General features: G+C 40.4%; 8 protein-coding genes. 4 read left to right on the top strand and 4 right to left on the bottom strand.

Annotated elements, in window-relative coordinates:
• Positions 1–159 precede the first annotated feature (159 nt).
• From SLH46_RS16510 to SLH46_RS16500, 3 genes are all read right to left on the bottom strand, one after another.
• Positions 160–696 (bottom strand): hypothetical protein, encoded by a 537-nt coding sequence (locus tag SLH46_RS16510; protein WP_320282308.1) that lies wholly within the window; start codon positions 694–696, stop codon positions 160–162.
• A 130-nt stretch (positions 697–826) separates the two neighbouring features.
• A complete protein-coding gene (locus tag SLH46_RS16505) occupies positions 827–1,483 on the bottom strand; it encodes a NigD1/NigD2 family lipoprotein (protein WP_320282307.1) in 657 nt (218 codons plus the stop codon).
• A gap of 50 nt (positions 1,484–1,533) precedes the next feature.
• Positions 1,534–2,790, bottom strand: coding sequence for a serpin family protein (locus SLH46_RS16500; RefSeq protein WP_320282306.1), 1,257 nt, complete (start codon positions 2,788–2,790; stop codon positions 1,534–1,536).
• Between the two features lie 294 nt (positions 2,791–3,084).
• Here SLH46_RS16500 and SLH46_RS16495 point away from each other — a divergent pair, with 294 nt between their 5' ends.
• The 4 genes from SLH46_RS16495 to SLH46_RS16480 all read left to right on the top strand — a co-directional run bounded on the left by SLH46_RS16495 (position 3,085) and on the right by SLH46_RS16480 (position 8,806).
• Positions 3,085–3,645 (top strand): RNA polymerase sigma factor, encoded by a 561-nt coding sequence (locus SLH46_RS16495; RefSeq protein ID WP_320282305.1) that lies wholly within the window; start codon positions 3,085–3,087, stop codon positions 3,643–3,645.
• Entirely contained in the window at positions 3,642–5,072 is a 1,431-nt protein-coding gene (locus SLH46_RS16490) for a hypothetical protein (RefSeq protein WP_320282304.1), read from the top strand. The genes SLH46_RS16495 and SLH46_RS16490 overlap by 4 nt, the downstream gene beginning before the upstream one ends.
• A 351-nt stretch (positions 5,073–5,423) precedes the next feature.
• Entirely contained in the window at positions 5,424–7,517 is a 2,094-nt protein-coding gene (pta, locus tag SLH46_RS16485; RefSeq protein ID WP_320282303.1) for a phosphate acetyltransferase, read from the top strand.
• Positions 7,518–7,609: 92 nt separating this feature from the next.
• Entirely contained in the window at positions 7,610–8,806 is a 1,197-nt protein-coding gene (locus SLH46_RS16480) for an acetate/propionate family kinase (RefSeq protein ID WP_320282302.1), read from the top strand.
• Between the two features lie 111 nt (positions 8,807–8,917).
• On the opposite strand, the gene SLH46_RS16475 is transcribed toward SLH46_RS16480, so the two are convergent.
• Entirely contained in the window at positions 8,918–12,346 is a 3,429-nt protein-coding gene (locus SLH46_RS16475; protein WP_320282301.1) for a PAS domain S-box protein, read from the bottom strand.
• Between the last annotated feature and the right edge of the window lie 248 nt (positions 12,347–12,594).

The raw sequence follows: 12,594 nt of genomic DNA, 5'->3' as shown, positions 1-12,594 counted from the left end.
AAAGCGGGGGGCAGTAATTGTTCCCCGTTTTTTGTGCGATTAATTTAAACTCCGGAATATTTGTGTAACTGATGATAGCGATTGCCACAAAAAAAAGATCCTACCCGTGTTCGATAGAACGATTACGGATCGGATCTTTTCTGTTTATTAGTGGAATTCTTATAGTGCTTTTGCCTCAATGTGGCAATCGAAGTCCATATTCACCATAAAATCCATTGGCGCGGTATTGGTAACGCCTGCAACGGTTATGGTTATTGCCTTGGTAGAACTAAGAATTGAAGCCGCCTGAATAAGTTTGCTGTCATCGATCTCCGGCGTAAATGTGGTGTTTTCCATCGAAATGTCGGTTAAAGTTACCAGTACTCCTACGCCGTCAACAGAAATTTCGATAGATTTCACTAATTCACCTTCTCCTAAATTGCTGATCACAATTTCCAGATCATTAATGTCAATCGATTTTAACTTGTCTAAATAATCCGCAATTTCTTCAATTTCGCTAAGCGAATTGGTTTGTGTTACCGAAAAGGCATAGTCAGCGAGTGCCGATTTTTGTGCCTGGGCGCTGGTTTCTATCACTGCAACCGGAATGTCCATCGAAACGGTTGTGTCAAATTCAAAAGTGTTGGCTTCATCAATTTTGTCGCACGAGAACAATAAAGCCGAAAAGATAAGTAATAAGAGAAATGTGTTTTTCATGAGATTTGTGATTATTGTTAGATACGCAATATACGGTCTTAACCTATTCAAGTCAAGGGCTAACGAAAAAAGGGTTGAATAAATCAACCCTTTTTGGAAGAACTAACTTGCAGCAAAATTAGTGGAATACCTAATCGAGCTGGAATATTTTGTTGTAAACTTCGTCGTTCAGAAGTTTAGCCGTAAGTACAAATTCTGTTTTTCCTTCGGCTTTTAAATCAGATAAATCGAACCTGAATTCCCGTGTGAACCAGGCTTCGCAGAGGTCGTCGTTGGCGTTGTGACGGATTTCAAAAGTTGGAACTGTTGAACTGCTTGCAGTCCACGGATGCATGCGTGCCAGGTCGATGGTGTGATCCTGACAACCGCCGCTGTACGATACTTTAAAATACAGACAGTTGCCATCCATGTAGGCATCGTGCAAGTGAACGGGATCGCGTGCCAGACTGTCGTAATTTTCAAAATAAAGATCGACATAAGGCGAACATGATAGTTCTTCAACATAGCTTATTTCGCAAGGAACGCCCTGTTCGCAACCAATAGAAACATTGTTAAGTTCGCTATACGTAACCAATACGCGCTGACCCTGTGCAAAAGTAAAACCGTCGGGGTAGTAAAGGGGCAGAATTTTATTTCCGTTATCAAGTACAATAACAAAACCACAGTCGCCTGCGCCGGCATAATCAAGTACGGTGCCGGTTTCATCGAACGTTAACAGATCGTCGTCGTCCTGGCAACTGGAAAATACAACAAGAAATACGGATAATATTACGATTAATCGTTTCATGGCTTTTTATAATTTTACTTATAACGTAAATCGCGAACGTTTATTTTTTACTATTCCTCATATTCCGGCTTTTGCACTTCACCTATAAATAAAATGGCGTCGGTATCTTTTTCAGTAATAGCAAACACAAATGGTTTATTCACGGTGAAATATGTTTTTTCCGTTGTTGGAAGAGCACTTGTGGTTTCGAAAACAATGGCAGTAACTGCTGCGGCTTCGGTACCTGTTTCATTCACATCGATATAAGTTTTGTGAATTATTGAGCTGATATAAAGATAAATATCCGAAATGTTTGAAAAATCTGCATCGACTGGCGAGAAAGCGTCAATCATTCCCATCAGCTTTAACATTTCGTTTAATTTGCTCTCAAATTCAAATTTAAAACGGGGCAAGTTCACCACAACATTGTCTCGTGTGCCAAACTGGTCGTTCCACGATTTCCAATTGTCGACATTTAAAGTATTTATTAGATCGCCCGAGTTATTTTCTCCTGCCGGCAGCATTACAACCATATTGTACTGACCTGCACCGTAGGGCAGTTTTACCGCACTGAACAGCTCGTTTTCGGTGTAATCAAGTTGGTCTTCCTTGTGCATGGTTTCCACATCTTCCGAAGTGCCATCGGCAAAATAGAACGGACGCATTTTTGTAGCGTCCTCTTCAAATTCGACGCTCCAGTTGCCGTAAAAATAAATGGCGTTTAAAAGTACCATGCGGGCATCGGGAGATAATGAATCCAGAATTTTTTTGATTTTGTCGTGGGTTTTATCGGCTACCCAGCCGTTGATAGTTTGTAATGCGTCAGTGGAATTTCCAAAATCAATGGCTTCAACTTCTGCATTGTAATAGTTGGAGTTAATATCCAGGAAGGATTGTTTTACCGGAAACCCGTCGGCGTAATATATGGCATCGGCAATTTCAAAAATCACATCTTCATCAAGCGATTGTAAAGCGGCAATCAAACTTTTATACGAGTTATTGATTTGCTCCGTAGTGAGGCCATTAAGTTTCATGGCATTTTCCATCTCGAGCTTTGTATTTTCGTCGGCTCCGTTATAAGCCATACCCAGTGCCAGCGAAACACTTAGTGGCGAGATCATAATATTCTCGTCCTGGCTATCTTTATAAATTTCTTCGCGGATGGTTTTAAACAGGTCGAAACCAAATGCATTATCGGCCTCAACAAGTTGTGCCGATTTTTCATCTAGTTCAATATTTTTTATCGGATCCGGATCGTCGTTGGCGGTGTTACACGAACAAAGAAGACTAAAGAACAAAACAAAAAATAGCGGTAATGTAGGTTTCATAATAAAGGTTTTAACAAATTTACAATGGATAGATGGTATTAAACAAGTTAAGGTTGCGTAACAAATGTTAAATAACTTTTTCTGCTACTGGAAAAAGTATTTCCCTTTCGGAAGGACTTTTGATAAAATTGTCATTGTCCGAAAGAATTTCCAATTCAACGCAACCTTTTTGAGCAACGGCCCATCTAACTTGTGATTTTCGTTGTAAGAACTGACTGTAACAGCAGATACCAAAAAGAAGATTGAGGCCGGAATGTTATAATCTTTATTTTTGGGTGTTATTTGCGAAAGATTTTGGAAGACCTAAAAAAAATAATAAAGGATTGTGCTTCGGGTAAAAAGCGCGCACAAGAACTACTATACCAAATGTTTGCACCAAAAATGTTTGGAGTTTGTTTGCGCTATGCCAAAGATAATACCGAAGCCGAGGATAACCTGCAAGAGGGGTTTATAAAGGTTTTCCAAAATATTGGCGGGTTTAGACACGAGGGTTCTTTGGAAGGGTGGATACGAAGGATAATGGTAAACGTTTCGTTAGAGAAATTCAGAAAGCAAAATATGATGCATCCGGTGGAGGATGTAAACATCTACGAAAATCAGCAGCTTTCGGACGATATTCTTGCCACGATATCGGCAAAAGAGTTGATTGAATTAATTCAGAAACTGCCACCGCGTTACCGAATGGTTTTTAACCTTTTTGTGATGGAAGGATTGAACCACCAGGAAATTGGTGAGGAGATGGGAATTACAGTAGGATCATCGAAATCGAACCTCGCAAGAGCCCGCGATATTTTAAAGCGTAAGGTGAAAATGCTTTATGGCGATATTGAAACAAGTAATTACACAGCTGGATGAGCAAAAAGACAAATATAGACGATTCGATCAGGGAAAAGCTCGACGGATTTTCTACTGCACCGCCTCCGCATGTTTGGAATAATATCCAGGCACAATTGGAGGCAAAGCAGAAGAAACGCCGCGTGGCTTATATTGGTTGGATTTCGGCTGCTGCCGTTGTGGTACTGGCATTTATTGCAGGCTGGTATTTTAATGGCACTACCTTAACAGAAGAACCTGTAATGGTTGAGCAGAATTCTGTTAAGCCCGAAGTGAAAGAGGAGGGAAGAACTGTTGATGAAACCGGCGTTGAAACGGAACCCGTTAACCCGGCCGATGAAGAAGTTGTTTTTGTCGCTAATAATAATGTATCCGAGGCAACTCAAACTGAAGAGCCAGTTAATACCGTTGAAGTAGTTTCGGAAGATAAAAATATTGCCGGCAACATTCAATCACAGGAACCGGAAAGGCAAGCAAACTACAGCTTATTAAGCAGTATTGAAACCTTTTTTACCAAAGACGAATCAACAGTAGAATTAGAAGAAAGGAGCAAACTAATAGAGGTAACATCATTGACTTCGGCCGACGAAGTGCTTATTGCCGGGAATATCAGAGATATGAATTTAAACCCTCAAAAAGCAAATGAACGCGGCTGGATTGTTGGTGCGAATATTTCGCCGGGATATTCGGCACACTCTGCAAATCACAACGATGAATATTCCCGGAACATGACCTACAATAGCAACAACGGAGGAGCGAACGTTGGCGGTGGAATTTCGGTGCAGTATAAAACCAGCAAACGACTGCGGGTTGAGAGTGGTATTTACTATGCTAAAGACGGACAAAAGGCCAATAACTCACTAAACCTGTTTGCTTCGGATAATGAATTGGTTTATGCGGCTAACCCTGATGCCGTTTACGACGGGTCGGCCCCCACGTTTTCAAACCTGGTTCAGACCGGAAACATTGGAATTGCCATGAACAGCACCGCCGGTGTTATCAAAATGGCAAATACCCCTAATGGCGCCTATATTGCTGCCAGCCTCGAAAATAGCAGCGACGCAGCAGTTAATATGCTTTATGCTGATGGCGAATTTTCGCAGGTGTTCGAATTTGTAGAAGTGCCGCTTTATTTGCGTTACAGTGTGCTCGATAAAAAACTGGGCATCGATTTGCTTGGAGGTTTAAATGCCGGTTTTGTAATCGGAAACAATGCTTATCTCGATAATAGTACAGGCGTGCAAAACATTGGTAGTACTGCCGATATTTCTACGCTTAATTTTTCGGGAACAGTTGGTGTTGGTTTAAGCTATATGTTGGGTAAACGTTTTTCTTTTGCAGTTGAACCCCGCCTGAATTACTACCTGAATTCTATTAATACGAATCCCGATGTAAATTATCATCCCTACCGGGTTGGTGTTTATACAGGTGTTTATTACGAGTTTTAAATTCTTGATTAACTAAGGTAATTGCAATACCAGCACCCTGTTTTGAGGGTAATTTGTAATCGACAAACTTTTAAACTAAAGATCAATTAAATGGTTCACTCTGTCCTTGTCTCTTAATAAGGTATTTTTGTAGTTTTAACAATATATTGATTGTCAGGCCCCAACTTCATCAGAATGTAAAATTTTACTCAATTAACAGTTTATTAAGAGACTAGCTTCGCCCCAAGAAAATATCTTTTATACTTTTGCTCCCGATTTCAACACAACCTAAACGACTCATCGATAAAACCCATAGATGTTCGTTTTATACGACAATAATATTTAAGTACGGAGTTTTTAATTATTTTTTTGATGAAAACAGGAATTTATATCACCAATACTGAAAGCGATACCGGAAGATCGCTGGTAACACTGGGTGTTCTAAAAGTTTTACTTTCAAAAGTAAGCAAAGTAGGTTATTTCAGACCAATCATTAACGACTATCCCAAGGGAACTCACGATAATCATATCGAAACTATGATTTCGTATTTTAACCTCGATATGGAATATAAAGATGCCTATGGCTTCACCATGTCGCAAGTTGTTAAGTATAAAAACATGGGTCAGGAAGCGCGTCTTATCGATCAGATCATCGATCGTTATAAGAATCTGAAAGAGCGTTTCGAAGTTGTTGTTGTTGAAGGTTCTGATTTTGATAATAAAGGAGCTTCTTTTGAATTCGACCTGAACGTAGAATTTGCCAAAAACCTGTCGATACCAACTATTTTGGTTAGTTCGGCAAAAGACAAGGCAATGTCGGATGCAATTGCCAATCTTGATTTAGCTGTAAAATCGTTTGCTGAAAAAGATGTGGTTGTGCAATCGGTTGTAATGAACAAGGTAAAACCCGGCGATTGCGAAGTAATGAAAGCAGAACTGGAAAAAGTAATTCCTGCTGAAACTTCTATCGAACTGATTCCTGAAATTAAAAAACTGGGTAGTCCAACGATTAAAGAAATTTATGAAGAGCTAGGAGGTAAAGTTCTTCTGGGTGAAAATCTGTTGTGTAAACAAGCCGACCGTTACGATGTTGGAGCAATGCAGCTACGTAACTACCTCGACAGAGTGGAAGAAAACAGCCTGATTATTACTCCGGGCGACCGCTCCGATATTATTTTGGGTGCCCTGCAGGCCAATGCATCGGCCAATTATCCGAACATCGCAGGTATTGTTGTTACCGGAGGTATTGCTCCTGAACCACAAATCCTTCGATTGATTGAAGGTTTGCCAACTGTTGTCCCAATTATTTTGGTTGACGATGTAACTTTTGTGGCAGCCAATAAAATTGCAAACGTAAAACCAAAAATACGTCCGGGAATTCCACGTAAAATCGATTTGAGCATTTCAACTTTCGAAAAATATGTGGACACAGAATTCCTGATCGATAAATTCAGAAGTTACAAAACTGATGTTGTAACTCCTTACATGTTCCAGTACAACCTGGTAGCAAAAGCAAAATCGAAAAAACAACACATTGTTTTACCTGAAGGAACCGATCCTCGTGTATTGCAGGCTGCAACAAGTTTGGTTGATCAGGGGGTTGTTGAAGTTACCTTGTTAGGAAAAAGAGAAGAGATTGTCGCTAAGGCTGCAGAGATTGGCGTTAAGATTAATGGTAATATTAACATCATCGATCCTGTAGAATCAGAGCATTACGAAGATTACTGGAGAACTTACCACGAACTGCGTAAGCACAAAAATATTCCTGAAGATATGGCCCGCGATGCCATGGCCGACGTTTCGTACTTTGGTACAATGATGGTATACAAAGGGCACGCCGACGGAATGGTTTCAGGTGCGGCGCACACCACTGCGCATACCATTATTCCGGCACTTCAGTTTGTAAAAACCAAACCGGGTGTAAAAACTGTTTCGTCAGTATTCTTTATGTGTCTCGACGACCATGTTTCGGTAATGGGCGATTGCGCTGTAAACGTTAGTCCAAATGCAGAGCAACTTGCCGAGATTGCAGTTACATCAGCCGATTCGGCCAAAGCGTTTGGTATCGATCCAAAAGTAGCCCTGTTGTCGTATTCATCGGGTACATCGGGAACCGGTGTTGAGGTTGACAAAGTGAGAGCAGCTACAGAAACAGCAATCAGTATGCGCCCCGATCTGAAAATTGAAGGACCAATTCAGTACGATGCTGCTGTTGATCCAAGCGTGGGAAAAAGTAAAATGCCCGATTCGCAGGTTGCAGGTCAGGCCAACGTGCTGATATTCCCCGATTTAAATACAGGTAACAATACATATAAAGCAATACAGCGCGAAACCGGAGCACTGGCAATCGGTCCGATGCTGCAAGGTTTAAATAAGCCGGTTAACGACCTGAGCCGTGGTTGTACAGTAGACGATATTTTTAATACTGTAGTAATTACTGCCATTCAGGCACAGGAAGGTTTTTAATACGTAAATTCAGATTTACGATAATGATTGGTTGTCGGCAGCAATGTCGATGGTTTGATCATTACCAGAACTTTTAACAATATATTTTAAAAATGAATATTTTAGTAATTAATGCAGGTAGCTCGTCAATTAAATATCAGTTAATTGATATGAACACCGAGTTGCCTTTGTCGAGTGGAATTGTAGAACGAATCGGCCTTGAAATGGGCGTGATTAAGCACAAAACTTTTACAAACGGAGAAGAAACTAAAACCGTTGAGGAATTTCCGATTCCAGATCATGGAGTTGGTTTAAAGCGTGTAGCCGAATTGCTTATCGATGCTGATAAAGGAGTTATCGGCGATCCTTCAGAAATTCAGGCTGTTGGTCACCGTTTGGTACACGGTGGTGAAACTTTTACCGAAACCGTTGTGATTACCGATGAGGTGAAAGCAAAAGTGAAAGAATTGTTTCCTTTAGCACCATTGCACAACCCTGCAAACTTAATTGGTGTAGAAGTGGCTGAAAAAGTATTTCCGAATGCAACACAGGTTGGCGTATTCGATACAGCTTTTCACCAAAGTATTCCTGAAAAAGCATTCCGTTATGCTTTGCCGGAAAAATTCTATAGTGAATTGAGAATCCGTAAATATGGATTCCACGGAACATCACACAAATATATCTCGGAGAAAGCCATTGAATACCTTGGAAATCCGGATGCAAAAATTGTGACCATTCACCTTGGTAACGGTGCTTCTATGGCAGCTGTTGATGGTGGTGTTTGTGTTGATACTACTATGGGTATGGGACCTTTGAGCGGTTTGATTATGGGAACCCGTTCGGGCGATATCGATCCGGCAATTATTTTCTACCTGGCTCAGCAAAAAGGTTATTCTGTACAGGAAATTTCTGACTTGCTGAATAAAGAAAGTGGTATGAAAGGTTTAACCGGTTACACCGATATGCGTGATGTTGAAAAAAGTCAGAGCGAAGGTGATGCAAATGCAATTCTGGCACTTGAAATGTATGCTTACCGCGTAAAACAGTACATCGGAAGCTACGCTGCTGCAATGAACGGTGTTGATGCGATTGTATTTACCGCTGGAGTTGGCGAAAACAAAACTCCTGTTCGCGAGATGGTTTGCGAGGGAATGGATTACCTTGGCATTACCTGGGACGCTGAAAAAGATGCGAACCGCTCAGGTGGTATCCACGAAATTAGCGTTGATGGAGCAAAAGTTAAAGTACTTATTATTCCTACCAACGAAGAATTGGAGATTGCAAAACAATCATTGGCTCTTGTAAAATAACGAGAACAAAGAATATATAAAAAAGGCGTACTTATTTTGAGTACGCCTTTTTTATTTTAAAACTATTACGAAAATTCATCGGTTCTATTTCCAATCGGAAATTTACAACAGTTATTCTCTTCCTTTAAAAAGATCGGCAATTTTAGCCAGTAGTTGCCTTTTGTTGATCGGCTTTGAAACAAAGTCATCACACCCCGCAACTTTCGATTTCCGTATATCTTCCGGCTGCGTAAATGCCGATTGAGCAATTATTTTAACCGATGTATTAAACTCCCTGATTTTTGCGGTTGCAGTAAATCCGTCGATTACAGGCATTTTAATATCCATTAAAACCAAATCGATATCCGGGTTGGAGTTCACCAGCTCAACCACTTCTTTTCCGTTGTTGGTCACCACAATCTCCGATGCAGTGTCGCGAAGCAACAGTTTTAGTAATTCTACTGAAACCGGGTCATCTTCAGCAATCAGTATTTTTAGTTTTTTCGATACCGGATTTTTATCTGCCGGCTGGCCGCTTTCATCTGTTTTCTCCTCATTTACCGGAGTGACTAATGGCAGCCTCACGGTGAATGAACTACCTTGTCCTACCTCCGAATTCAGCATAATTTTACCGTTCAGCATTTCGGTATACGACTTTGCAATGGAAAGGCCTAACCCCGATCCTTCAAAAACTCTGGAATCGGCAATATCAGCCTGAACAAATCGGTCGAAAATAGCTTCCTGTCTGTTTTGGGGGATGCCAACTCCTGTGTCGTGAACATATAAATGGATGTACCCGTGTTTTAAAATATAGCCAAACTCGATGCTGCCAGAGGCGGTAAATTTGTAGGCATTTTTTATCAGGTTGGTAAGAATTGAATTCAATTTGTCCGGATCGGTATGAAACAGGTTTAACGGTTTTCCATCGTTTTCATTCAGACGGAATACAATACCTTTTTTGTTAATCGACAGCTGGAAAAATGAAAAAATATCATTGAGCAGAGTGGAAAGATTAATATCCTGCATATTTACACCAACCATTCCCGATTCGATTTTCGATACATCAATAATATCGTTGATGGTGTTTAACATTCTTTCGCCACTGGTTTGAATTACATCGATAAATTCTTTTCGCTGATCGTCTGATAAATCCGGTTCTTTAAGCAGTTCAGTAAACCCGAGAATACCGTTCATTGGCGTGCGGATTTCGTGACTCATATTAGCAAGGAAAGAAGACTTTAATTTGTCACTCTGTTCCGCCTTTTCTTTGGCGAGAATCAGTTCGTCTTTTATATTTTTTTCCTCGGTTATGTCCCGGAATTCGGATACGCGTACAATTTTGTTCTGATATGGAATCATTCTGCCTTCAATCCGCAGCGGGTATTTTTCGCCGTTTCTTCTGATGCCAACAGTTTCGTATGGTTTATCGTATTCGTTCAGAATTCTGTTCATAACCGTTTCCCGTTGTTCTTCTTCAATCAGAAGTAAGCCGTTCATACCAACCAGAATATCGTGTTCGTAGCCTGTTATCCGGCTCAATCCCTGGTTGCAGTCCAGTATCAATCCTTTGTCGTGAATTATAATTCCGCCAAACGAAGCATTGTGTAAAGCTTTAAATCTGCGTTCGTTTTGTTCTGCAATTTCTTTGGCGTGCTTAAGTTCTTTTAGGGTCTTCTTTTTTTCTGTTATGTCTTCGCGAACGGCTACAAACTGCGTAATTTCGCCCTGGTTGTTAAAAATGGGGGAAATAACGGCTTGCTCCCAGTACAGTTCTCCGTTCTTTTTTCTGTTGCGTATTTCACCGTACCAAATCTTTCCAGCTTTAATGGTTTGCCAAAGGACTTCGTAGAATTCGTCTGAATGATTTCCTGAACTCAGAAAACGTGGATTTTTACCGACTACTTCAATACTTTTATATCCGGTTAATTTTTCAAAAAAAGGATTAACGTATTCAATACGTCCCTGATAATCGGTTATAAAAATGCTGACAGGACTGGCTTCGATTGCTTTCGAAAACATTTCGTTGGCAATTTCCAGCATCTTACGTTCGGTGATATCGCTGATAAAACCCTCAACATGAAAGTGCTCTTCTTCGTTGATTCTTTTGCCGCGTTCCCAAACCCATTTTAACTGGTTTTGTTTGGTATAAATGCGATATTCTACTTCAAATGCCTCATCATTATCAATCGCTTCCTGAATTATTTGTTTAATACGGTCTCTATCGTCGGGGTGGATAATATCATCATAAGTTACCGATTTGTCGGTCGTAAGTTCTTCGGGGCAATAACCAAAAAGTTCAAAACTTCCCTCGCTCACAAAATTTAATGTCCAGTTTTCGTCAGTAAGACCATTGTAGGCTACACCCGGAAGGTTGGCGAGAAGCCGGTTTAACTTGTCCTGCTCTTTTTTTATTTCATTCATTAACCTATCCCGCTCTGAAATATCGCGAACTGCAACTATACGAACCGTTTTGCCTTTGTAAGGTATGTTGCGGGCTTCTATTTCTGCTCGTCCTATTGTTCCATCCTTTTTAAACGCTGCAATAATATACGGTTTGGGTGAATCCTCCTGAATATTTTCAAGAACCGTTTGCCTGTCTTCCTCCTGAACAAAATCAGTAAGCAGGTTTTTCCCAATCATTTCTTCGCGCGAAAATCCTGTTAGTCTTAACACTGTAGCATTAACGTCGAGAATTGTACCATTGTCATGAATGATAATTCCTTCGAATGCTGCATTCGACAAAAAGCGGAAACGTTCTTCACTTTCTTTGAGGTTTGCCAGCGATTTTTGCAATTCGGAGTTATCGTGAATGAGAACCATTATTGCCGGCTTATCATCAAAAACCGTGTGGCTAATGGTAACTATAACGGAAAATGTTTCGCCCGATTTTGTAGCAGCTGCCGAATCGTAATGAGTTTCGGATGATATTCCGGTAACAAAATCGGTGTACAATCCGATTACCCGTTCGCGCTCGTCGGGCGCAACAAGTGTAATGAACGGAGTTTCAAGCAGCTCTTTTTCAGTATAGCCGGTCAACCTGCAAAGTGCCTGATTGACAAACTTGGTAATTTCATCCTGAATGATGAGAACTCCATCGTTTAAGGAGTTAACCAGATTTTTATGGCGAACTTCGTTTGTTTTTAATTCGTTGTACTGCTTTAGTTTCGACAAGGCAAAACCAATATTGTTTGCCACATCGGAAAAAGTCTGTTCTTCCTTTGGATGGCTGAAGTCTTTTTCCGGAATTCCGGCGCAAAGAATTCCATATACTTTATTGCTTTCTTTTAACGGGGCCAGTAATGGCAACCACTGGTCTTTATCTTTTTCTGCAAGAAGTTCTGTGGGTATATTTTTTATTAATGTTTCGTCAGAAGTAAAAACTGTTTGCAAAAGCTGATCCGGGATTCCATTTTGCAGCAATTGCATTTCTACTTTACTGATCCCTGTTGCATCTCCCGAGCCGGTAAAGAATTTTAATCCTTGTTTTTCGTCGAATAACACGATCCATGCATAATAATATTCGCGCGTGTTCACGAGAATTTTGCAGGTATTTTCTGCCATCAATTCCGGATTTTTTTCGGAAATGATTAAGCGGACAATCTCCCTCGTGGTATCAATAATTTTATGGAGATGTGTTATTTTTTGATCAGCCTGGTTCTTCATTATAGGTAAGGTATTGTTTACACAACACAATGTTTAATGCAGTTGTTGGCTAATATAATAAAATTGAGGAAGATTTTGTTTGATAATTATTGCAGGGGACACAAAAAAAGGTGCCTCGAAACGAAGCACCTTTTTAAGTATGATAG

This window comes from Draconibacterium sp. IB214405, assembly GCF_033963885.1.
Classification (GTDB): domain Bacteria; phylum Bacteroidota; class Bacteroidia; order Bacteroidales; family Prolixibacteraceae; genus Draconibacterium.
Note: the sequence above shows the minus strand (reverse complement) of the source record. Positions and strands in the feature narration are given on the sequence as shown.

Coding starts and splice junctions, on each gene's coding strand:
- SLH46_RS16510 (WP_320282308.1), bottom strand. CDS start 696: ATGAAAAACACATTTCTCTTATTACTTATCTTTTCGGCTTTATTGTTC.
- SLH46_RS16505 (WP_320282307.1), bottom strand. CDS start 1,483: ATGAAACGATTAATCGTAATATTATCCGTATTTCTTGTTGTATTTTCC.
- SLH46_RS16500 (WP_320282306.1), bottom strand. CDS start 2,790: ATGAAACCTACATTACCGCTATTTTTTGTTTTGTTCTTTAGTCTTCTT.
- SLH46_RS16490 (WP_320282304.1), top strand. CDS start 3,642: ATGAGCAAAAAGACAAATATAGACGATTCGATCAGGGAAAAGCTCGAC.
- pta (WP_320282303.1), top strand. CDS start 5,424: ATGAAAACAGGAATTTATATCACCAATACTGAAAGCGATACCGGAAGA.
- SLH46_RS16480 (WP_320282302.1), top strand. CDS start 7,610: ATGAATATTTTAGTAATTAATGCAGGTAGCTCGTCAATTAAATATCAG.
- SLH46_RS16475 (WP_320282301.1), bottom strand. CDS start 12,346: ATGGCAGAAAATACCTGCAAAATTCTCGTGAACACGCGCGAATATTAT.